Origin of the sequence: Enterococcus malodoratus ATCC 43197, assembly GCF_000407185.1 — a bacterium.
GTDB lineage: Bacteria > Bacillota > Bacilli > Lactobacillales > Enterococcaceae > Enterococcus_A > Enterococcus_A malodoratus.
Map to the genome: position 1 here is coordinate 639,890 of NZ_KE136482.1, position 23,115 is coordinate 663,004.

The 23,115-nt window shown below is 40.1% G+C and carries 23 protein-coding genes; 7 read left to right on the top strand and 16 right to left on the bottom strand.

From position 1 onward, the window contains the following. Positions 1 to 15: 15 nt before the first annotated feature. The 5 genes from I585_RS12885 to I585_RS12905 form a co-directional block, all read right to left on the bottom strand. Positions 16 to 306 carry a PTS sugar transporter subunit IIB gene (locus tag I585_RS12885; protein ID WP_172463194.1) on the bottom strand — a complete coding sequence of 97 codons (291 nt, stop codon included), beginning with the start codon at positions 304 to 306 and terminating at the stop codon, positions 16 to 18. 43 nt (positions 307 to 349) lie between these two features. Then, positions 350 to 793 carry a PTS sugar transporter subunit IIA gene (locus tag I585_RS12890; protein WP_010742230.1) on the bottom strand — a complete coding sequence of 148 codons (444 nt, stop codon included), beginning with the start codon at positions 791 to 793 and terminating at the stop codon, positions 350 to 352. A 566-nt stretch (positions 794 to 1,359) separates the two neighbouring features. Beyond that, positions 1,360 to 2,775 (bottom strand): glycoside hydrolase family 1 protein, encoded by a 1,416-nt coding sequence (locus I585_RS12895; RefSeq protein ID WP_010742231.1) that lies wholly within the window; start codon positions 2,773 to 2,775, stop codon positions 1,360 to 1,362. Between the two features lie 192 nt (positions 2,776 to 2,967). Then, positions 2,968 to 3,708 (bottom strand): MerR family transcriptional regulator, encoded by a 741-nt coding sequence (locus tag I585_RS12900; protein WP_010742232.1) that lies wholly within the window; start codon positions 3,706 to 3,708, stop codon positions 2,968 to 2,970. Positions 3,709 to 3,723: 15 nt separating this feature from the next. Beyond that, positions 3,724 to 5,694: a HelD family protein gene (locus tag I585_RS12905; RefSeq protein ID WP_010742233.1), complete on the bottom strand. Its 1,971-nt coding sequence runs from the start codon at positions 5,692 to 5,694 to the stop codon at positions 3,724 to 3,726. Positions 5,695 to 6,100: 406 nt separating this feature from the next. Here I585_RS12905 and I585_RS12910 point away from each other — a divergent pair, with 406 nt between their 5' ends. The 3 genes from I585_RS12910 to I585_RS22915 all read left to right on the top strand — a co-directional run bounded on the left by I585_RS12910 (position 6,101) and on the right by I585_RS22915 (position 8,104). Then, a complete protein-coding gene (locus I585_RS12910; protein WP_010742234.1) occupies positions 6,101 to 6,289 on the top strand; it encodes a hypothetical protein in 189 nt (62 codons plus the stop codon). Between the two features lie 300 nt (positions 6,290 to 6,589). Then, positions 6,590 to 7,549: an IS30 family transposase gene (locus I585_RS12915; RefSeq protein ID WP_002330482.1), complete on the top strand. Its 960-nt coding sequence runs from the start codon at positions 6,590 to 6,592 to the stop codon at positions 7,547 to 7,549. 21 nt (positions 7,550 to 7,570) lie between these two features. After that, the gene (locus I585_RS22915; RefSeq protein ID WP_071879481.1) at positions 7,571 to 8,104 is read left to right on the top strand and encodes a histidine phosphatase family protein; all 534 of its coding nucleotides are present in this window, start codon (positions 7,571 to 7,573) and stop codon (positions 8,102 to 8,104) included. 40 nt (positions 8,105 to 8,144) lie between these two features. On the opposite strand, the gene I585_RS12925 is transcribed toward I585_RS22915, so the two are convergent. Together I585_RS12925 and I585_RS12930 are read right to left on the bottom strand one after the other, a co-directional pair. After that, positions 8,145 to 9,182, bottom strand: coding sequence for a sensor histidine kinase (locus I585_RS12925; protein WP_010742236.1), 1,038 nt, complete (start codon positions 9,180 to 9,182; stop codon positions 8,145 to 8,147). Between the two features lie 2 nt (positions 9,183 to 9,184). Then, positions 9,185 to 9,874 carry a response regulator transcription factor gene (locus I585_RS12930; protein WP_010742237.1) on the bottom strand — a complete coding sequence of 230 codons (690 nt, stop codon included), beginning with the start codon at positions 9,872 to 9,874 and terminating at the stop codon, positions 9,185 to 9,187. Positions 9,875 to 10,128: 254 nt separating this feature from the next. Here I585_RS12930 and I585_RS12935 point away from each other — a divergent pair, with 254 nt between their 5' ends. Next, complete coding sequence (locus I585_RS12935) at positions 10,129 to 11,109, top strand: WxL domain-containing protein (RefSeq protein WP_010742238.1); 981 nt, start codon at positions 10,129 to 10,131, stop codon at positions 11,107 to 11,109. A gap of 53 nt (positions 11,110 to 11,162) precedes the next feature. On the opposite strand, the gene I585_RS12940 is transcribed toward I585_RS12935, so the two are convergent. The 3 genes from I585_RS12940 to I585_RS12950 all read right to left on the bottom strand — a co-directional run bounded on the left by I585_RS12940 (position 11,163) and on the right by I585_RS12950 (position 13,175). Then, on the bottom strand, positions 11,163 to 12,035 hold the full coding sequence (locus tag I585_RS12940) for an aldo/keto reductase (protein ID WP_010742239.1): 873 nt from the start codon (positions 12,033 to 12,035) through the stop codon (positions 11,163 to 11,165). Between the two features lie 17 nt (positions 12,036 to 12,052). Beyond that, a complete protein-coding gene (locus I585_RS12945) occupies positions 12,053 to 12,394 on the bottom strand; it encodes a cyclophilin-like fold protein (protein ID WP_244265995.1) in 342 nt (113 codons plus the stop codon). Positions 12,395 to 12,614: 220 nt separating this feature from the next. Next, a complete protein-coding gene (locus I585_RS12950; protein ID WP_010742241.1) occupies positions 12,615 to 13,175 on the bottom strand; it encodes a DapH/DapD/GlmU-related protein in 561 nt (186 codons plus the stop codon). 110 nt (positions 13,176 to 13,285) lie between these two features. Here I585_RS12950 and I585_RS12955 point away from each other — a divergent pair, with 110 nt between their 5' ends. Beyond that, on the top strand, positions 13,286 to 14,155 hold the full coding sequence (locus tag I585_RS12955; protein WP_010742242.1) for a LysR family transcriptional regulator: 870 nt from the start codon (positions 13,286 to 13,288) through the stop codon (positions 14,153 to 14,155). Between the two features lie 195 nt (positions 14,156 to 14,350). After that, positions 14,351 to 14,968: an isochorismatase family protein gene (locus I585_RS12960; protein WP_010742243.1), complete on the top strand. Its 618-nt coding sequence runs from the start codon at positions 14,351 to 14,353 to the stop codon at positions 14,966 to 14,968. A 44-nt stretch (positions 14,969 to 15,012) separates the two neighbouring features. On the opposite strand, the gene I585_RS12965 is transcribed toward I585_RS12960, so the two are convergent. The 5 genes from I585_RS12965 to I585_RS12985 all read right to left on the bottom strand — a co-directional run bounded on the left by I585_RS12965 (position 15,013) and on the right by I585_RS12985 (position 21,090). Next, entirely contained in the window at positions 15,013 to 15,792 is a 780-nt protein-coding gene (locus I585_RS12965) for a histidine phosphatase family protein (protein ID WP_010742244.1), read from the bottom strand. 2 nt (positions 15,793 to 15,794) lie between these two features. Next, on the bottom strand, positions 15,795 to 17,228 hold the full coding sequence (locus tag I585_RS12970) for a family 1 glycosylhydrolase (protein ID WP_010742245.1): 1,434 nt from the start codon (positions 17,226 to 17,228) through the stop codon (positions 15,795 to 15,797). Positions 17,229 to 17,245: 17 nt separating this feature from the next. Further along, positions 17,246 to 19,090, bottom strand: a complete 1,845-nt coding sequence (locus I585_RS12975; RefSeq protein WP_010742246.1) for a beta-glucoside-specific PTS transporter subunit IIABC — start codon at positions 19,088 to 19,090, stop codon at positions 17,246 to 17,248. Position 19,091: 1 nt separating this feature from the next. Next, positions 19,092 to 19,952, bottom strand: a complete 861-nt coding sequence (locus I585_RS12980) for a PRD domain-containing protein (protein ID WP_010742247.1) — start codon at positions 19,950 to 19,952, stop codon at positions 19,092 to 19,094. Positions 19,953 to 20,190: 238 nt separating this feature from the next. Further along, positions 20,191 to 21,090, bottom strand: a complete 900-nt coding sequence (locus I585_RS12985) for a DMT family transporter (protein WP_010742248.1) — start codon at positions 21,088 to 21,090, stop codon at positions 20,191 to 20,193. A gap of 120 nt (positions 21,091 to 21,210) precedes the next feature. On the opposite strand from I585_RS12985, the gene pdxR reads away from it, so the two are divergent. Continuing rightward, complete coding sequence (pdxR, locus tag I585_RS12990; protein ID WP_010742249.1) at positions 21,211 to 22,623, top strand: MocR-like pyridoxine biosynthesis transcription factor PdxR; 1,413 nt, start codon at positions 21,211 to 21,213, stop codon at positions 22,621 to 22,623. A gap of 23 nt (positions 22,624 to 22,646) precedes the next feature. On the opposite strand, the gene I585_RS12995 is transcribed toward pdxR, so the two are convergent. Beyond that, positions 22,647 to 23,012: a hypothetical protein gene (locus I585_RS12995; protein ID WP_010742250.1), complete on the bottom strand. Its 366-nt coding sequence runs from the start codon at positions 23,010 to 23,012 to the stop codon at positions 22,647 to 22,649. Positions 23,013 to 23,115 lie beyond the last annotated feature (103 nt).

A 23,115-nucleotide genomic window follows, 5' to 3' on the forward strand; every position in this document is an offset into this window, starting at 1 on the left:
CTCCCATGATGTTTCTTACTTTAATTCTGCCAAGGCCGCTTCCAGTTTTGCTTTGATTTCATTTTTGTCGACAATATTGCTTATTCCGATTAATTTATAAGGCAGATTTTTTTGTGCTAACTCTTCTGCTACATCCGGTAAAGTGATGATCATTTCTCCGCCAAACCCTGGTACGCCATCAAGTGAAGAGTGCTCAACCTCAATCGGAAAATCATTGGCTTTGACAACCTCTGCTACTTTGATTTTTAACATTAAACTTGATCCAACTCCTGCGCGACACGCAACTAATGCTTTATACATACTCATTCTCTCCCTTACTGTTTGATTGCTGAAAATTGTTTAATCACTTTTATTGATTGTTAAAATAGCTGATAAATGCTTCTTTTGAAGAAACGTTTTCTAAAAACTCAATGAAGCTTTCTTGGCTTAATAAATCCGCTAACTTTGACAGCAGCTCAATGTGCTCATTGCTCGCTTTGGCGCTAAGCGGAAACAAATATTTTACAGGATCATTCGTTGCATGACCCGAAACGACCGGGGCTTTTAATCGAACAAACCCTAAACCTAATTTGTTCGCGCCATCTTCCACCGGCGCATGAGGCAATGCGATATTTTTTGTAATTACAATATAGGGGCCTGTCTCTCGATAAATGCGGAGGACAGATTCTACATAATTATCTGTTACAGCCCCATCTTCTATTAATGGATCAAAAGATCTTTTTACCGCTTCTTCAAAATTTTCCGCCTCTACATCCAATTGGATATAGGATTCATCGATGCTTTCTTGCAGCACTTCGTTCACCTCTCTTTTATAAATTTTCTTTACATCCTCACTATATTTGACAACGCATACATCCGCAATCCAAAGTCAGTTCGCTTTATTTTAGAAAAGACACAAGGAGTGAACCGTACTATTCTTTATAGAGAAAGACCGTCTATAAAAATATTGATTCACTAACTATATTTATCTTTTCAACCAAAAAGAGTTCACAACTTTTTTTATATTCAGAAAAGTTGGTCTAACATTTACATTTTTAGTCAGCTTTCCAGAACTAAAAAAGGGTTTGAGTATTTTTGATTTGAGGATACGGCTTCTAGTTTCTTTCGTATAAAATTTCTAAGCTGCAATCAACGCTATTGGAGAGCATCCAGAATCATCATTTTGTTGCTTATCACTATTTTGATCAAATCAATAAAATGGTCTTCACTGCCTTTGATCAAGGAATATAAAAACATCAATCTACTAATTGCCGCCTTATTAATAAGCGGGGTCATTGCTAGTCTCATCTTGATAGAGATAAAAATGGCTATACACAAAAAGAAGGGAAGTCAAATGACTTCCCTTTTCATGTCGTACGATTATAGTTCTTCCCCATTTGACTCAATCACTTTTTTGTACCAATAGAAGCTGTCTTTTCGGCTGCGATCAAAGCTGCCATTTCCTTTATCGTCTTTATCGACATAAATAAAGCCATAGCGTTTTGACATTTCACCCGTTCCGCCAGAAACGAGATCAATACAGCCCCACGGAGTATAGCCAATCAAATCAACGCCATCTTGTATCGCTTTGCTCATCTCAACAATGTGGCGACGAACGTAATCGATGCGATAATCATCATGAATCGAGCCATCCGCCTCGACTTTATCAACTGCTCCCAATCCGTTTTCAACGATCATCAAAGGAATTTCATAACGATCGTACAACTCATTTAAGGTAAATCGCAGCCCGACAGGATCAATCTGCCAGCCCCATTCGCTGGTCTCTAAATAATTATTTTTTACTCCACCGAATAAATTCCCGCCGACACGATCACCGCTTTCTTCAATATTAGCGGTAGCGCAACTGGTCATATAATAAGAGAATGTATAATAATCAACAGTCCCCTCTTGCAAAATTTCTTCATCGCCTGCTTCAAATTCTACTTGGATATCATGTTTAGCGAAATAATTCTTCATATAATAAGGATACTTCCCTTTGACCTGTACATCACCGCAGAACCAGTTCAGTTTTTTCACTAATTCTTGACTAGCCAAAGCATCTTCTGGTTTGCATGTTAACGGGTACATCGTCATGTAGGCTAGCATACAGCCAATTTGGAAATTCGGATTGATCTCATGTCCGATTTTTACGGCTTTGGCACTAGCAATAAACATATGGTGCAGCGCTTGGAATCGGCGTGCTTCATTATCCTCATCGTCCAGAATTCCCAATAGGTTTCTGCCGCCTAATGGCAATGTCCCAAAGTTTATTTCATTAAATGTCAGCCAATATTTCACTTTATCTTTGTAACGATCAAATAATACTGTCGCATAGTTAACAAAGAAGTCAATTGTTTTACGATTGGCAAAGCCGCCATAATTTTCTGCTAATGCATAGGGTAATTCAAAATGACTGATAGTGACCAATGGTTCAATACCGTACTTTTTACATTCATCAAAAACCTGATCATAGAAAGCCAGGCCTTCTTCATTGGGTTCTGTCTCATCGCCTTTTGGAAAAATCCGCGACCAAGCGATACTCAAACGAAAGACCTTGAATCCCATTTCCGCAAACAACGCGATGTCTTCTTTATAACGATGGTAAAAATCGATCCCATCGTGATTTGGGTAATAGCCGTCCGATTCAATCGTTGGGGTCATTACCCGATGTTTGTTAAGACCGCCAGCTCGCATGTGGTCAGGAATACTTTCGCCTTTTCCGCCAACATCCCAAGCGCCCTCACATTGATTCGCAGCGGTTGCGCCGCCCCATAAAAAGTCTTTTGGAAATCCCATTTATAATGCCTCTTTTCTATTTGATTTGGTAGTTTTTCGCATAAAACGTCAAAAACCCGCCAACAAATAAGCGTTCTTCACGCGTAATTTGCTAACAGGTTTAGCTTGCTTGATGCAATCACTATCCATTTGTATTCATTTCTAATTGAATTATAGCATTACGAATCAAAAAAATGCAAACGCTTTTTCAAGCTAAAAAAAACGTTCCTGCATTTCTTTGACCCGCTGTTTTAATTCACAAGCATTCTTCTTCGCTTTTTCCAAAGAGTCGATTAAATTATCACAAGCGGTAATAATACTGTCGTCTGGCTTCGTTGGATTCAACAATAATTTGATGTCCTGTCTTTCTTGATTGATCGCGTTCAGCATTCGCAAAATCGCCGCCAAAGAATATTTGGCTCCTCTCAGAGTTCGAATGATTTTTAAGCGCTTAAGGTCTTCACTATCATAAATCCGATAGTTATTCTTGCTTCTTTTAACTGCAAGCAGACCGTTTCGCTCCCAGTTTCGCAATGCCTCCGAGGTAACGCCTAAATACTCCGCGACCTCACTTCTGGTCAGGTATATTTCCGTCCCATCGTTTTTTCCTGCAAGGATGCTTTCTGCCACTTCGATGACATCTGTTGCCTCGTTTATTTCCTGATCCACTAACTTAAGATAACGATCAAGCAATGCCTGAGCCGTTACAAAATCATAACGTGCTATAGCCTTTACCATATCCACCATTGTGATTCGCAAACCTGATTGCAGTACTTCGATCTGAAAAGCGATTTGAGCAATTTTGATTGTCTCAATATGATAATCAGTAAAAACACGGTAGCCATTTTCCGCTCTTGGAGGAATAGGAATCAACTCCCACTCCTCATAACGGCGAATCGTATTCGGATGTAAGCCGACGATTTTCGCTACCTCCGAAGTTCTATAAGTTTTCATCGCAAGCCCCTTCAATTAATCGTTAATCAAGAGTGTTAATTCGTGCAGCGCGCGCGAACAACTGGTGTAGAGAATCGTGCTTCTCTGATTCATTTGACGCGCTTGAATATCCGGCAAAATTACTTGATCAAATTCTAACCCTTTGGCAAATTGGGCAGTGGTAATGATGATCCCTTCAGTAATTCTTTTAGTATCCTTTTCAAAACGAATCAAGTTCTCCTGAGGAAAATCAGCTTCGATCTGTGCCGCCTCTTGCCAATTCTGACAAATTATACCACAAGATCCATAGCTGCTTTGCTTGAACTCTGCAATTTTTTGCGCCAGCAGTTTTTTTCTATATGGAAGAACTTCGACATCTTTCCCATGCCGTTCCACAGGTTGTAGATCCTCCGCCGCGATAAATCGTTTAGCAAATGCCATGATTTCAAAACTTGAACGGTAACTCGTATTGAATTTTAATAGCCTTGCGTTTGGAAGCAGATTTTGAATTTCTATCAGAAAGTCATTATCCGTCGGAATTAATGACTGATGAATATCGCCGCAAATCGTTTTTTGACAAGGAAATAACCGATCAATAACCGAAAGCTGCAGCAAAGAATAATCCTGCATTTCATCGATCACCAAGTGCTGAACTTGTTTATTAGGTTTAATCCCTTCGATCATCGACTTGAAAAATAGGTAAGGGAATAAATCAGAATAATTAATGAGATTGCCTACCTTCCCATGTTCCAAGTTCTTTGCGGCCAAAAATTGATAATAATCAGATAGACTTCCCGTTGTACTGATTTTTTTCTTGAAGATTTGCTCCAACTGCTTTGAAATTTTTTCACGTCTTAATTCTGATACTTGTCTGCTAAGTAATCGCGAAACTTCCTGAATGATTTCGGTTAAACTTTTTTCTGACTGCTGTTCAACAAAGCGACCGATCTCTTCTGATGTAAACCGTTGATTGTCAACGACTATTTCTGTTGAAGCAAGGCGTTCCTTCAAGTTTTCGAAATGTTTCCGTAACTGGCAAAAAAATTCTTTCGATTGTTTGAATCTATAATTCTCAGCTTGTTTAGAATTGGGATTTTCCAGTACTGCTTTCAATTCATCGTGGCGATCAGTCACTTGGTATTTTTCGTCAAGAAACATTGAGCCCAAGTTTACTATGTCCACTTGCGTCAGCTCGTCTTCCCCCAACTCGGGTAGAACGGTGGAGATATAATCCGCGAAGACTTGATTTGGTGAAACGATCAGAATATCCGAAGCTGCTAATTCGTCCTTTTTTTGATAGAGCAGATAAGCCATGCGATGAAGCGCAATCGATGTCTTCCCCGAACCGGCAACACCTTGGATGATTAAATTTTTAGTTTTCGTGTCTCTTATCGCCGCATTTTGTTCCTTTTGAATCGTGTGAATAATTGTTTTCATTTCATTCGAGGTACTCTTACCCAGCTCACGCATGAGCAGTTCATCATTGATCGCATCATTCGTATCGACCATAAAACTGATCGTGCCATCCTTAATTTCAAATTGTCGTTTCAAACGCAATTTTCCGTGAAATTCTCGACCGTGGGACTCGTAATAAGCATCGCCCAAGGAAAAATCATAATAGAGGGACGAGATGGGAGCCCGCCAATCATAAATCAATTGTTCGCCGAAACGATCCGCAAATCCATAACGCCCGATGTAAAAATCCTCCACTTCATCTTCCTCTAAAAACTGAAATGCAATCTTACTGAAATAAGGTGTATTCTTTTGATAGTTTAATTTCTTCAGTATATTTGATTCCAGTACGCTGCGGCTGTCGATGAATTTCAAATTTTGATGGTGATTGTACACTTCATATTTGTCCAACTCATTTTTATAATCAATCGTGTAGTGTTTTAGCTCTTTATAATTGGCTTCATTCATATCCAAAGTGTTCTCAACTTCTGCAATCTTACTCTCTAGTTTGTTCTTTACAGTGGCCAAATAATTCGTCTCATTGATCGAACTCATACAATCCTCCCCTTTCGTCAGACTTCATCTTAGCAAATCAGATCAGGCATGGTGTTATAGTGGAGGGTTTAAAAATAAAAAAACATCGAAAAAAACGGAATATCCCATTCCACAACTCCTCGGCCGATTCATTGTACAAGTTGTATTATTCGACCTCAGCAGATACCAACCTTTGAGATTAATCAGATATTTACGATTCTAGTAAACATAATTATTTTATGTGCACGAAAGATTAAATCTTCAATTTGATCTAACTTACTTTTTGCTCACAAAACATAAAAACAACTATGAATTTTTACGTTTTATGAATTTGTTCATTTTGTCTTTCCTCTATAGAATGACTTATATAGGCTGCGCTCACAGCAAAGTACATAGAACAGACTATTTCAAACAAGGAGGAAGAAAAATGGATACTAGAGACGGACCGCACCCAGAAACATACCTTAACTATGCAATATTCAACGGTGATTATCCCGCAATCAAGATGTTTCCCGACACCGGGTTCATCTATGTTCGCTTGATTTCGGTGATCTTTGCTTTAGCAGGATGGCATAAAAGGACGCTCAATTTTGATTATTTCACCGAAGAAGCCTAGCAGAAAAATTCTGCTAGGCTTCTTATTTATTTTACTATATCTGAAAGGATATCTTTTCTACTTCAGTCTTCCCCAAAAAACTATCTTCCAAATTAATGATGCGCTTTCACCTGCATTTTGATAGTATTTATATAATGAACTAAATGGAGGTTTGGAATGAAAAAGAAATTATTTTTAATGCGGCATGGCGAAACACTTTTTAATCAACGCCGATTGTAAAATTAAGCTAGACAACTAAAAAAGCCATTTGTGCTACACTCAAAATAGTTCTGACCAAAGAATTATAAGGAGTGAGTACAAATGACCTATACCCATCTTACAACGGATGAACTTGTAATGATAGAGTCTTATTTCAAAATAAATCAATCTGTTGCGAAAACTGCGCATTGCTTGAATCGTTCAAGACAAACGATCCATAAAGTATACCTATTCTTCAAGCAAGGAAAATCAGCCTTAGAATACTATCAACAGTATAAGAAAAACAAATCAAACTGTGGTAGACGCCCGCTTGTTTTACCCGAGGAACAATCAGAATATATTCAAAGAAAGGTTGTTCAAGGATGGACACCCGATGTGATTGTTGGTCGTGCAGCGTTTCCTATTCGTTGTTCTGCTCGTACCATTTATCGTATGTTCAAAAAGGGGCTATTTAATCCTTCTGACTTACCGATGAAAGGCAAGCGTAAACCGAATGGACATCAAGAAAGGCGTGGAAAACAAGCTTTCCGCCGCTCTATTCATGAACGTGAAAAAGATTATAGCCAATTCTCAAATGAGTTTGGTCACCTTGAAGGTGACACTATCGTAGGTCTGAAACATAAAAGTGCTGTAATTACCTTAGTTGAACGATTATCAAAAGTTATCATCACATTGAAACCGTGTGGTAGACAAGCGATTGATATTGAAAAAAAATTAAATCATTGGTTTGAATCTGTACCGAAAAATCTATTCAAATCCATCACTTTTGATTGTGGAAAGGAATTTTCAAATTGGAAACAAATCAGTAATGCCAATGATATTGCCATTTATTTCGCTGATCCAGGAACGCCGTCTCAAAGAGGCCTAAACGAGAATTCTAACGGATTGTTACGTAGAGATGGTTTATTGAAATCTATGGATTTCAATTCAGTAGATGAATCTTTTATTCAATCTGTCACATCTAAACGAAATAATATTCCTAGAAAATCACTGGATTATCGAACACCTTTGGAAGTATTTTTGAGTTACGTAAGTATTGATGATTTGTCTAACTTAATTTGACAATTAAGACAATTAAAAAAAATCCAAGGCTCCTGCGATTCTCCTCTGACCGAGCGCGGTATTCAGCAAGCGCAGCTGGCACGTCAATATTTTCAAGAAAATAATATCCAATTTGATCAGCTGTACTCTTCTACTCAAGAACGTGCCAGTGATACTTTAGAAATTATTACCGAAAGTAAAAATTATCAGCGTCTGAAGGAATTGAAAGAAATGGGGTTCGGCTCTTTTGAAGGTGAGCAACAGTTTTTACAACCAGCAGGGCAAGATTATTACGACTCCTTCTATTTGCAATTTGGCGGTGAATCAATGACGCTCGTTCAAGAACGAATGTTCAAGATTCTGCATCAGATTATGGCGCGCGAGGATCATCAGAATGTTTTAGCTATTTCTCATAATGGTGCCTGCGTCAGCTTTCTACAAACGATCTGGCAAGGTGATCCAAATGATTTGATCAGAGCCTTTCCGAATTGCTCGATATTTGTCTTAACCTATGAGAATCAGCAATTTCAACTAGAGGATATTATCGACCCTGCCACAAAACAAAGTATCTTATAAAAAAACCGCAACGATCGAATTGCAGATCGTTGCGGTTTTTTTATATTTCTGGCAGCATTAGACGAAAAATACTGCCATTTCCATAATCACTTTCTACCTTCAACTCGCCTTTTAACTGTTCAGTTAAACTTTTACTGATATAAAGACCCAATCCTGAGCCGCCGGTTTCCGGGTTCCTTGATTTTTCTACTCGATACAACCGATCAAAGATTTTTTGCTGATCAATGGTTTTGATCCCAATCCCTTCATCCTTGATTGAAAAAATGATTTGTCCATTCACAGCTTCGATTTTCAAATAGATCGTCGTATTGACGGGAGAATACTTGCTGGCATTTTCGATCAAATTAGTTAAAATTCGATTCAATTTTCCTTCGTCGGTCATTAAGGTCTTCACTTTCGGGTCGACTTGAAGTGTAAGTTTTTGCTGCTTCTTCCTTAATATGTAATCAAAGCTAGATAACAACTTCAATAAAAACTGATCCAGCCAAACCTTTTGCTCCTGATTTGCTGGGCTTTGAGGCAAGGCTTTCTCCATAATCGTAATCTCCATTAACTGTTTCGTTAACGAACTCAGCCGCTCGACTTGAAACGCCATTTGATCCAAAGTTTGGTCAATCTCCTCCTTTGAAATGACGCCATCTTGAATCGCTTCAATTTGATTTTTGATGGCCGTAATAGGTGTTTTGATGTCATGCCCTAGCTGCGCAACCAGATTGCTTTTATCCTGTTCACTTTTTTCCAACGCCGTAAAGCTATCAGCTAAAGCAGCCACCATTTCATTAAAGTCATCTGCCAGAGTCTGCAGCTCTTTAGGCGCGTGCTCTAACTGGATTTCAGTGAATTGATTTTCCTTAATAACTTTCGTTTGTTTGCTTAACTTATCTAACGAATGAAACGTATTTCGCAGTGAAAATAATCCGATGATCGTTCCTAAAATGTTCGCTAAGATGGTAATACCGATGATCAAATAGCCATCGTAATCTGTCAGATACATTTTACTAATACTGAACCAGACAATCAAAACCACCACTATACTTGAAGTAAGAAATGACAAGATCAACATATTCCGTAATTTCATCGCTAGCCCTCCATTTTGTAACCTAAACCCCAGACAGTCTGAATGTGCGGGTAAGGTCGTTCATCAGCAACCTTTTCCAACTTTTCTCTTAAGCTATGAATATGAACATTTAATGTATTGGCATCATCAAAATATTCTGAATGCCAGATTTTTTCATACAACTCCGATTTAGGAAAAACCTTGCCTAAGTTTTTTAGAAATAATAGCAGCAACTGAAATTCCTTGATAGATAATTCCAATGGACGATCATAGAGCGAAGCTTTGAACTTTTCCTCATCAATCCGAAAGGGGCCCTCTTCGATCGCGTTTCCAGCACGTTCTTCTTTACTGCCCACGCGCCGCAAAATATTTTTTACCCGTAGCGTCAGCTCTCTAGGACTAAACGGTTTTGTAATGAAATCATCCGCCCCCAAGGTCAAAGAAAAAATCTTGTCTTTTTCTTGATCCTTCGCGCTGACAAAAATAAATGGAGTGTCTTCATCTTTTTCCAATACTTGTTCAATAAAATCATAGCCGTCCATTTCCGGCATCATAATATCGGTAATAATTAAATCGAGTGATTCCTTTTGAAAAAAAGTTAGGGCCTCCTTGCCGTTTGCGGCCGCAAAAACCTTATATCCTTCTCTTGCTAAATAACGTGACACAATATCCAAAATCGCTTTTTCATCATCTACGACTAATATTTTCTGCATAGTATACACCTCACGCCTATAGTAATCCAGGTTATGAAAAAAAGCACCTGATTGACTCATAAATTAGCGTAAATTAAGTCTTAAATCTTTCTTAATTGATTCATTTGAAATACTTAAATCGGCAAACATCAGTCCGAAAAAATGATGCTCGATTTTCTTCAACAATCTATAACCACAACTCTTTATTTTGACCAAAAATAACTTAAACCGTTGAGTTATCCGAAAGACTGTTTTTTCCCTTTATCAGTTATGAATTGCTTAAGGAACAGCTCTTTTGTTTTTTTATTCCCACAGCCGTAAAGTTATACCCGTTAAGAGAAACTCGCAAAAAACAAAAAATTGGTACAGTAGCAGCTGTCACGGCCTTAAGCACCATCGCATTAGGTGGTTTCATCAAGGCAGATTCAACAAATGTCCATGCTGCGGCAAACTTTACTCAAGGAGATAAAGAAACTCGAAATCCGATGGGTGCAGCCCTCGGCAGTACAATGGCTAAAAAATACAACATTTCCATGCCGGAAGCGAATAAAGGGTATTTTTCAGGCGGGTCAACCTATATTGGGCCGCGTGTGGGAACCAGTGCGGCCGGTGCAACTTCAACGATCCAAGTAAAAGTTTCTAAAACGACCAAAGGCACAACCTTTGAACTAGAACCGGCAAAAGCCGGAAAGCAACCAGCTAAAGCTACCCTGCGTTTAGACGGTGTCCCAAATATTTCTTTCAGCAATACGATGAAAGACGATGTTAAAAAAGGCGATGTTACATTGATGGCCGACGGATATAAAGTCAGCAAAGGGACAAGTGCTGAAAAGATGGCCTTTGACGGTAATAAAGATGGTTTGATCGAAGTTACCGACAAAACAATGAGTGATAAAAGTATGGGCTGGTCGTTATTTGCGGCTATTACACCCTTGATGGATAAAGAAGGCGACACATTGAATGCCACTTTGAATCTAAAACTGATGGGCGCAAATGGTGTTGAAGGAACCTCAACTAGTCTCAATAGTATGAACGGCGAAGCTAAGCCAGTCTTGACCGCTGCTAAAGGAATGGGCATGGATACAACAAAGGCAATGATTGATCAAAAAGGAACTACCCTAATGATCAATACAAACGAAGATATTCAAGCCGGCGTTTATCAAGCCAATGTTGTTTGGACGCCAGCAAATGACGCGAATGCACAAGCAAATATGGCTAACGCCAATGCCAATCGCGGTGCAATCAATAATCAATAATTTCCTAAGTAAAAAACGCCTGCTCCATTATCGGAGACAGGCGTTTTTTGCGATTACTTTCTTTTGTCCATAATTTTTCGGAAAACAGGTGTGTCATTGCTTTTTCCATAATCAAAGTCACTATTCAGAGCCTTCAATTTCTCCATATCTTCGTCCGAAATTTGGAAATCAACATCTGCATTATTCTGCATATGTTCGGGGTTCTCTGTTTTTGGCAGCGGCAAAAGATCTAGCTGCAAGCAATAGCGAATCGCTAATTGCGGAATTGTCACTTCGTATTTCTTCGCAAGACTAGTGATCGTTTCACTTCGCAACATCGCTCCATGAGCGATTGGTGAATAGGCTTCAACCAGTAATTGATGGTTTTGCGAATAATCGATCACTTCAAAGGGTGTTTGACCAATGTGGGCTAGCACTTGATTGACCATTGGCTTAATCGTCGCATGTTTTAACAGATTTTCCAGATCCGCTACTTCAAAATTGGATACACCGATTGCTCTTAGCTTCCCTGCTTGATAAGCTTCTTCTAGTGCACGCCATGCGGCAACATTTCCTTCAAAATAATGATCGTCGCCTTGAAAATCCGCCCATGGTTTAGGACTATGGATAATCATCAAGTCAATGTAATCCAGTCCTAACTTTTCTAACGAGCCTTCAATTGCTTTGACCGCGCCAGCATAATCCTTGATCTCAGCCGCAAGTTTAGTAGTAACAAAAAGTTCTTCGCGTTTCAGTTCAGCAGCTTGAATCGCTGCCCCGACGCCTTCTTCATTTCCATAAGCCTGTGCCGTATCGATATGACGGTAGCCAAGTTTAATCGCTTCAAGTACTTTTTCAGTTGCTTGATCGTTATCAATCATCCAAGTGCCATAACCGATCTTGGGTATCTTGACGCCGTTTGTTAATGTATATGATTCTTCTAACATAAATTTTTCCTACTTTCTTAGTGGATTCTTTCAACTTCTAGCGCGCCGTTTCCCAGCTGGTCCGCCAGATTCCCCTCATTTTTTATTCGTCCGATCCTAGTATAAGAATAACTGGTTTCGAAAGAGTGATAAAAAATGACCAAGGTACTATTACCATACAACATGACATCCCCTGCCTCAATCATTCCAACTCGTTGTGCATTTGTTGGCAGTTTTTGGGACAGGTCATAGTATTTCTCATTTTGATGCAGGTCATTCATCGAGAACGTATCGGGCAATATTTCCTGTAACTTTTTTGCTGCTGAGTTTTTTTCTAAAACTACATGGAATTCCGTCCCATTTATTCGTAATCGAATCATGTCCCCGTCCCCCTTTTTACTGCTAACAGTGGTTTCATTTGAACTCACTTCTGAGGACTGCTTTTCAGCACAAGCGCCTAGCAAACCGAAGCAAGCAGCAAGTAAACTTATTAAAAGGGCCTTTTTTAAATATGTCATCTTCACTACCCTCAGTCCCCTTTTGCTTCTATTGTATTAGTATCTTTACACTTGAAATAAATGCTGTAAAAAAGCAGCAGCTCTAAATTTCTTTGATCACTTTTGCAGGGGAACCCACCACAATCACATTTTCTGGAACATCCTTGGTGACCGTCGAGTCTGCAGCAACGATCGAATTTTTACCGACTGTTACACCGGGAAGAATCGTAACATTCGCTCCCAGCCAAGCGTTTTCTTCAATTTTGACCGATGCTACGGACAGCCCTCTGCGCTTTTTAGGATCCACCAAGTGATTGACGGAGATGATGCGGCACATCGGTCCAATCAATACATGATCTTCAATCACGATTCCGCCTAAATCGACAAATGTGACATTTTGGTTGATAAAAATGTCTTTTCCAAAAGAGATATGTTTACCAAAGTCTGTATAAAAGGGTTGCGAAACTGTCACAGAATCATCGATGCTCCTACCAGTAATCTCTTGCAAGTACCTTCGAATTTCTTCCGGTTTATGATATTTTTCATTCATCTCCATAACGAGCTGCTCATTGTTGGCCTTCAATACATGGATTTCGTCATAAATACGTGATCCTGGCAAAATTTCAATTCCTTGAATTTTCACTAATAATTGATGTCTATTCATCGTATCTGCCCTCCTTTAGTTGCTGACTCTAGTATACTTCGCTATACTTGCAATGAATAATACTTATATTGAATAGCCAACTATCGTTTTTAGTTATAGGAGGAAATAAGATGGAATTACGTGTATTGAATTACTTTTTGACTGTCGCGAGAGAAAAAACAATCAGTAACGCCGCAAAAGTATTGCATCTTTCCCAACCGACCTTGTCAAAACAATTAAAAGACCTTGAAGAAGAATTAGGAGTACAGCTTTTTATTCGCGGAAACCGTGAAATCTCTCTCACCGAAGACGGTGTCTATCTGCAAAACCGCGGAAAGGAGATTTTATCACTCGTAAATGCTACAACGTCAAACTTGCAAAAAAACGAAGTCATCGGCGGTGATATTATGATTGGCGGCGGTGAAACGCAGGCTTTCCAATTTTTATCAGTCATTTTGAATGATTTGATGAAACGCTATCCCGATATCAATGTTCATATGTACAGCGGAAACGCGGACGATGTAAAAGATAAGATCGACAAAGGCCTATTGGATTTCGGCTTAGTGATCGATCCAGTAGAAAAACAAAAATACGAGTATGTCCCACTTCCCGTTTCGGATCGTTGGGGTGTCTTGGTCAGTGATACACACGAGCTGGCTCAGTTAGAAGCTGTTACCCCAGATGATTTGAAAGATCAAGCGCTGCTGATCTCTAATCAAACACTTGTGAATAACCAACTGTCAGAATGGTTAGGAGGAAACTTGGCCAATTACCCTGTCATTGGCTCTTATAATTTGCTTTACAATGCCTCATTGTTCGTTAAAGAAGGAACTAGCGTTGCATTTTGTATCGATGGCATTATCAATACGAAAGACAGCGGATTAGTTTTCATCCCCCTCGCCCCTGCACTTACTTCACGGATCACTGTTATTTGGAAAAAGAAACAGATTTTCTCTAATGCCGGAGCGCTTTTTCTAAAAAGGCTAATAGAAGCGAAATAAAACGAAATCTTCGAGATTTTTTTAGATAAGCAGTACAATAGTCATGTTAATCAAATGAATGTCACTATTATTCAAACAAATTTGAAATTAATTTCTAGAGAGATTCATTTTATTAACAGAATAGTATTCAGCAACATCCTCAGAGCTATTTTTTATGTAAGAAAAATACATTAATAGGAATTAGGAGTGGATAGAATGACTAGCTATGCTAAAAGAACCGAAGACGAATTACTTTCACCAGAAAACACCGTGTTAACTGTGATCGATTATCAACCGACACAAATCAACTCGGTCAATTCAATGAATCGTTCAGAATTGATCCGCAATACGGAAATCGTTATTGAGCTGGCAAAACTTTATAATATCCCGATCGTCCTTTCTACTGTAAACGTTGAAAAAGGCTGGAATACCGATACGATCCCAGTCTTGAAGAAAGCCATTGGCGAAGATGTCCCTTCATATGACCGCAGTTCGATCAATGCTTGGGAAGACAAAGAATATAATGAAGCCATCAAGGCAACTGGACGGAAAAAAATCTTGATCGTCGCTTTGTGGACGGAAGCTTGCCTGACCTTCCCAACATTAGACGCATTAAAAGAAGGCTATGAAGTCTATCCGATCGTTGATGCTGTCGGCGGAACTTCACCAATTGCACATGAAACTGCTTTGCGTCGCGTTGAACAAGCCGGTGCGCAATTAACTTCTATCGCTCAACTTGCTTGCGAATTGCAACGTGATTGGAATCGTGAAGAAACGGTTCCAGGTTTTGATGAATTGCTGACAAAATTAGGTGCCTTTTCAAATCTAAGATAAGCTTAATAATCCCCTCACCGAAAATTCGATGAGGGGATTTTTTTTTATTCGATATACTGAGTGTCGCCGATTTTATCTAACGTATATTTGCCATCTTTGTAGTTAAGCGTCGTCACACTGCAATTATCCATCATTTCTCCATTGTATTCATTTGGAGTTAGCAGTTCTAACAGTGTGGGAATCATCCCGCCGGAAGAGACGATCATGACGTTTTTGGCGTTGGTCTTTTTAGCATCCTTGATTACTTTGGCCATGGCTGCTTTTCCACGTGTCGTGATTTCGTCATAATTTTCTGCCGCCTTCAAGGGATCATTTTCAGCAATGGCGTTCGCGATTCCATCATCGCCGATTTTCTCCACCAGCTTATCGTAATCAGACCAATCATCATCCAGCTTGAAGCCGTTCGCTTCAAAGATCGGTGTCCACATTTCCTTGTCGGTCTTTCCTTCGTAACCGCCGTAGTTCCATTCTTTGAAGCCATCGTGTTCCATTAATTTTGGCTTTTTATTGTCATTTTTGGAAAGAATCAGTTTTGCTGTATTTCTCTGGCGACCTAGATCGCCTGAATACGCTAAATCAAATGTTACATCCTTTAGTCCTGTACCAAGTTTTTTGGCTTGGCTGATTCCTTTGTCCGTCAGCGGTGAATCCGCAAACCCTTGAACTTGCCCGGTCGTATTGAAAAAGGTTTTTCCGTGACGAATCAAGTAAACCGTGACCTCATCATTTTTCTTTGCGGCTTCTGCTTCATTATTTTTGGAAAAACCGCCTATTATTGTTAATCCCAACAGGCAAACCAGCAATGTTCCGAAATTCTTCTTCATGTCTACAGTTCCTCCCCGTTAGTCTCGATCAAATGTTTGTACCAATAGAACGAGTCTTTGCGGCTTCTGGAAAGATCACCGGTCCCATCATCATGCTTATCTACATAAATGAAGCCATAACGTTTTTTCATTTCACCAGTCGTGGCGCTAACTAGGTCGATTGGTCCCCACATCAAGTAGCCAAAGCAATCCACCTTATCCTCTTCAACTGCTTTTTTTAGTTCGCTGAGATGCTTCTGTAGAAAATCGATGCGGTAATCGTCGTGAACGACACCGTCTGGTCCAATTTCATCAACTGCTCCTAGGCCATTTTCGCAAATGATGATCGGCAAACCATATCTCCGGTAGGTATAATTTAAGAGATATCTCAGACCGATTGGATCAATGCCCCAGCCCCATTTACTTTTTTCAAGGTAAGGGTTCTGTATTCCGCCAAATAATGACTCTTCCTCTTCTTCGCCGCCTTCATAACGCGCGACATCTGTCATATAGTAATTCATCCCAAGATAGTCGAGTTTTCCAGCCGCGAATGCCTGTTTATCTTCCTCAGTCATCCCGATGTTGATCCCCATATCCGCGTACTCTTTCAGCTTGTACTTCGGAAATTCACCGTTGCACATCACATCGATCTGGTAAAAATCGCGATCCATTTCTTTAAATGCGTTCAACACATTAACCGGGTCGCAATTCAACGGATAGGTTGGCGTGATCCCAAAAACGCAGCCGACTTTACTTGCCGGATCAATTTGACGAATTAATTTGGCCGCCTTAACACCTGCTAAAGTCATGTTGTAGCCCATCACGGCTAAAACTTCCTTCTTGTTTCCCTCAAGTTCACTGTATTTCAGTCCAGCCAAAATATAAGTAAACATATCCGATGCTTCCGTTTGCGGATCAATGTGATTCATTTCATTGAAGGTAACCCAATAATTCACTTTTCCCTTTAAAGCTTTCACCATTGTTTCTACATAGTTCAAATAGAAATCGATTACTTTACGGTTTTTCCAAGAATCGTATTGTGTCACCAAATTCATTGGTAATTCAAAATGATACAAGGTAACGATCGGTTCAATGTTGTATTTCAACAGTTCATCAACGACATTTTGATAAAACTCGATCCCTGCTTGATTAGGTTCTGGATCATCCCCATTTGGATAAATTCGTGACCAATCGATAGAAATCCGCAGACTCTTAAAGCCCATTTCGGCAAAAAGTTGGATGTCTTCTTTGTAGCGATGGTAAAAATCAATTCCTTCATGGGAAGGATACTTTCTGCCCGCTTCGATCGTTTTTGTGTATTCTCTTGCCGTTGTTGCGGAGCCTGCTGTGGCAAAATCCATGATTGCCGGACCCTTGCCGCCTTCTTGCCAAGCACCTTCTAACTGATGAGCCGCGATACTGCCGCCCCATAAAAAATCATTTGCTAACTTTGTCATTCTTTTCCCTCCATTTTTTAGACTACGACTGTTAGGCAGTCTTCTTCACTGCTTAAGCTGGTATCATGCGATGGCAGAACATCTAAATAATCCGCTGTATTAGTAATCACTGTGATAACGACTGGGTCATAACCCTCACCGCGAATCCCCGCCATGTCAGCTTTTAAAATCGCATCGCCGACAGAAACCTTATCCCCTTGTTTAACAAACGTTTCAAAATACTTGCCGTCCAACTCAACGGTATTGATCCCGATATGGATCAGGATCTCTACACCGTAATCGGTCTTGATGCCAATCGCATGATTGGTTGGGAATAGACTGACCACTTCCCCATCTACTGGCGCATGAATTGTATCTTCTTCCGGTTCGATCCCTAATCCTTTCCCAAGTGCTGATGAAGAGAAGGCTTTGTCGTTCACATTGCTTAGTGCGACATTTTTCCCTTTCACAGGGGCTTTGATCAACAATTTAGTAACGGCTTCTGCATCCATTTCTACTGGTGCTGCTTGTTTTGCTTCAACCTCCTCATCATTGGGGATTCCTAAGATGAAGGCCGCGATTCCAGCTCCGACAAACCCAATGATTACAGCGATTAACATCATATAGAAGTTCGAGTAGTTGTCTTTTCCGATAAATGAAGCCAAGCCGAACAATCCGACTGGCGCATATCCTACGACTTTCATCAAACCGGCGAATAAACCACCCAGTCCACCGCCAATCATCACCGCAATATATGGACGGCGATATTTTACAAATACCCCATAAACGGCTGGTTCAGTTACACCCATAAAGGCACTAAACGCAGTTGTCCCAAACAATTGCTTTTGTTTCTGATCTTTTGAACGGAAGAAATAACCAACGACTGCTCCACAGACCGCAATATCAGAGATGATCCACGCAGCAGTAAAGACTGGATCGTATCCTAATGTCGCATAGGAATTCATGAAGATCGGGATGATAAAGTTCCCCGCGCCGATCGTGATCAAGAACGGCTGCAATGCGGCATACAGCATCACGACACTCCAACTGCCAAAGGTATTGCCGATAAATTCAAAGACAAAATTTAGACCATCACCAATATACGTTCCCAATGGTCCAAATAAGATCAAGGTTACTGGTAAAGTAATAATCAAAATCAAAACTGGATTAAAGAAATATTGCAGGGCTTTCGGCATGACTTTTTCCAATGCTTTTCCGACATATTTCATAAAGATGATGCTTAAAATAATCGGGAAAAATGAATTCGAATAAGTCGTTTCTGGTAATTTCAAGCCAAGAAAATCTAATCCCTTTGCCCCGTTGATCGCATCAGACATTAAAGTCAAGGCAATCGTGACCGTGAGATATTCGTTAACCTCTAATCGGCGAGCAAAGGAAATCGCGATCAGGACAGGTAGGAAGAAGAAAACTGCTTGACGAATACTATCTAAGATCAGATAGGTCGAGCTTTCAGCCGATACCAATCCGGTCAAAGATACTAATGACAAAATTCCGGCCAACAACCCGGCTGCCATGATCGGAATCAAGATCGGGCCCATCGCTTCTGATAAAATCCGCAAAGCCATCGTGATAAATTTTTCTTTCTCCCCCGAATCTGTTTGTTTGCTCTCACCACTTAATCCCAAAATTTTGTTCATCTCGGGACGAATATCTTGGACTTGTGTCCCGATGATAACCTGATAAGCGACATCATTCGACACGACATCAATCACGTCCGCCAGTTCCTTGATTTCATCTGTTTTTGCGATGCTGCGATCATTTAATTTGAAGCGCAGGCGAGTCATACAATTCGTGACACTTTGAATATTTTCTTTCCCGCCGACTAGTTCAATCAGCTGGAGACAAAATTCTTTGTATTCCATATTAATTCTCCTCTTCTCGTTTCGTGACACGCTGGATGTGAAGCATCAAGTAGGCCTCTTCATCCTCCGATAGTTCTTTTTCAAACGTGTCTCGGACATAAATTCGTATTTTATTGACGCAACTGTAAGCTTCTGGATAAAGTTTGCGAATTTGTCGATTCAGCTCAGTCTCATTTGACGTATGTGCTTCATCTTTATACATGCGAACGATAAAATACTGTAAATGTGTGACTAGACGAATATAGTTGAGGCAGTCTTCCTTGAAATCTAATTTGTAATGATACTTGACGATCGACAGAATATTACGCACTGCCTCCATCATCTTCATCATGTTGTCGGCTTCATCTCCCTGATTTTGCAGGTTAATGAAATGCAGAGCGATCGAAACCGCTTCTTCATTCGGACATTCTTCCCCTGAAGCCTGCTTCATCAAATCCACGGCATATAAGCCGATTTGATAATGATCAGGATAAAATTTTCGTACCTCCCAATCCAATGGACTTTTGACGATTTGACCTTTTTTCAGGCGCTTCATCGCGAAATCAATATGATCGAGAAGTGCTAAATAGAGATAATCGGAGACACTTTTTTGAATGACTTTCTCACCGTATTCAATCGTCTTCGTCACGATCTGAAGGTATTCATCTTTGGTATTTGAAAGTAAATAACTGAAATGCTCCAATTTATCGTGTGAATCCAGTACATAGGTTTTCTGGATTTCCTTTTCCTCGATACTATCACCGACCTTGTGTTTAAAAGACACACCTTTTGAATAAACGATGACTTCATTGCCGCGTGTTTGTTGATTGCTACCTTTTTTTACAATGGCTACATTATTGTTCAAAATTTGACTGATTATCATGTTTTCCCTCCTTCCAAACAAAAAAACCCAAATTACCTGAGGATAGCGTATTTATCCCAAGGTAATTTGAGTTCTGCCTGCATAATCAGTAACATACTCAAAGCAGCAACTACCACCGTTGCTTTGATTTAAGTTTTCTCACCACCATTGTAAGGGAGAAAAAATCGTATGTCAACGCTTTCTTTGCGTAAGTATTTTCAATTACTTTTAAACTACGCAAAGATTTCTGCTCTTTGGCTTATTCAGCTGTCTTTTTGACAGGGATCGTTTTCTTGGCCGTATATTGCGCCTTAACTGAGAAAACGCCTAGTATCACAAGTAAAATCCCGGCTAGTTCTATTAATGATAATTTTTCAGCGAAAAAGAAAAATGAATAAATCGACGCAATCACCGGTTGGCACAAACACACGATTGCCGATAGATTTACATTTAGCTTTCCCTGACAGTGAGCCAGTAAGTTATGGCCGATCACCTGCAAGCAAAGAGTCAAACCAATCAAAGGAGCTAGTTCCCCAATACTGCTGGGCACTTGGATGCCTTCAGTTATCGCAGCCATTCCGCCTAATGTAATAATACTGCCGAACCCGCTCACAAACATGATCACACTGCTCTCATACCGATCCCGCAAACGATAAGAAATCAACAGAAAACCCGCATAAAAGATCGAAGCGCTAAAGGCCAAGAAATCACCAAAATAATTGGCCGAAACGGGATTTGCCTTTCCGCCTAATAAGACAAAAACACCGATCAAAGTAACTGCTGCTCCAATCAAAAAGAATTTTGGCGGTTTTTCTTTAAACAGAAAATAAGATACAGGAACTACCGTAAAAGGCGTCAGATTTGTCAGCAAGTTCGCATTTGCCACCGATGTATAGCTGAATGAAAGATTCCATAGAGCAATATCTCCGGCTAAAAAGATCCCAGCCAAGCCAAGAATCTGAATATCTTTTTTGGTAAGCGTCCGCAACCCTTTATATGCCAAGGGAAACAGGAAAGGAATGGCAAAAAGGACTCGATAAAGGCCCGTATTAATCGGCGACAATCCGCTAAGTTTGACGAAGATTCCGCCTGTAGCCAAAAAAGCCACCGCAACTAATTCAAGCAAAATATTTTTTGTATCATTGGTTCGTTGATTCATTTTCTATACCTCCACCATCTTCTTAGCTGTTCTTGAGAGTATGATATACTGGCGTTGGTACTATAAAAAGACCCACTAAACAAAATAATGATGGAACCACTTGAAGAACGAGGTGATGCTATGATCTATCTGAATCGACAAAGCAACGAGCCATTGTATGCTCAGATTTATGACCAAATCAAAGAGGAAATTTTAACAGAAGCGCTTAAAGAAGATGATCTTCTAACCGGCAGCCGCGCCTTTGCGGAAATTTTAGGTGTTGGCCGCAACACAGTGAATACTGCTTACAGCCAATTAATCGCAGAAGGGTATGTTCACTCGGCTAAAGGGATCGGTCTGCGGGTTAAAAAAGTTCCTCGATTATCCATAAAAAAAGAAAAAATCACAAAAAAGCAAAAGAGCTCCTCAACAACGAGCAGCCCTTCCAAAACGGTGGTCTATGATTTAACGAACAGCAGTCAAACCAGTGAACTATTCCCGAAAAAATTATGGAAACGCTACACGATCGACTGTCTTGATTTTTTAGCAGATGAAGCCCGCCTTTCCTCGTATCAAGACAAACAAGGCGAAATTTATTTAAGGAAAAATCTGTTGGCCTATTTAGCGAAAACCCGTGGCGTCCATTGTGACGAAAGTCAGCTGATCCTTACCTGCGGCCTGCAGCAGTCCCTAGAATATCTCTGTAAACTGATTCCATTTGAACAAGACTCGCTGCTAATGGAGGACCCAGGTTTTGATAAAGCGGCTGCGGTTTTTCGAACAAATAAAATCCCTATTCGTACTATCCCAGTCGACGACGAAGGCTTGATCGTTTCCGAACTGCCTGAGCAAACAACTGTTCGGGCCGTTTATGCGACGCCTTCTCATCAATTTCCGACTGGTGCGACGCTATCGATTGACCGGCGCTACAAGTTATTGGATTGGGCGGAGCAAAATGGTTCTTTCATTATCGAGGACGATTTTGATAGTGAATTACGTTATTATTCCAAGCCGATTCCGGCCCTGCAATCGATCGACGAACACGATCGGGTTATCTACCTAGGAACTTTTTCAAAAGCTTTATCCCCTTCGATCCGAATGGGATATATGATTTTGCCGCCGCAGCTGCTCCAGCGTTATCTCGAAATGTTTGAACTTTACAATAGCAGTGTCCCATTACTGAATCAATATGTGATTGCCCGTTTAATAGAGACCGGGCATTATGAACGCCATATTCGCCGTTTGAATCATACGTTTCGAAAACGACTAGAGGCCTTTACCGCTGAACTGGCAGATGTAAAGGATAAAATCAAAATTTCCAGCAACGGCAGTGGACAATACTTTCTGCTGACATTTACACAAGAAGTTCAGCAGAAGCAATTGATCAATCAGGCATTAAAACGAGGCGTCAAAGTTTACTCTACTATGCAGTTTTGGCAGGAAAAGGCGGAATGCCCGCCCAATACATTATTTCTCGGGTTCAGTAAAATTGATTTAGCGGACATCCCCGACTGTGTTGCGAGATTAAAACAAGCTTGGGCGGAGTGGCTTTGACCTAATCGGCAAATTTGACCAGCTTACGGTAAAACTTCGATTCGATCACTCAATTTGAAAATTTTTGCAGAAGACATTGGGACCGCCTGTCTTGAACGATTTTCATCGACTGTCAGCTCCTGATTCAGCGGATCGTGTTCCAATTCTTTCGATACACTGTTTGTCGTTGTACTTTTTTTGTTGGTCTGAGGGGCATTTGCTTTTCGGGAGGATCTTGCCGTCGTTCCAGTTTTTGGCAAAACTTTCTTGCTGACAAAGGTCACCTGCAGCACCGGCTGATAAAAATGCTGATACACGAGATAGCTTCCTAAACTGCTTACGATCAGCAGTACGGAAATAAGCAGCGTCACGCGGCGAATCTTGTTTTGTTCTTTTGTTGTTTCTTCCATTTCTAAAGCCTCCATTTTAAAAAAGCCAATAAATGATATTATCAATTGTTTTAATGTCAATATAATTAATATTATAACACAAATAGTTATATTGTAACGCACA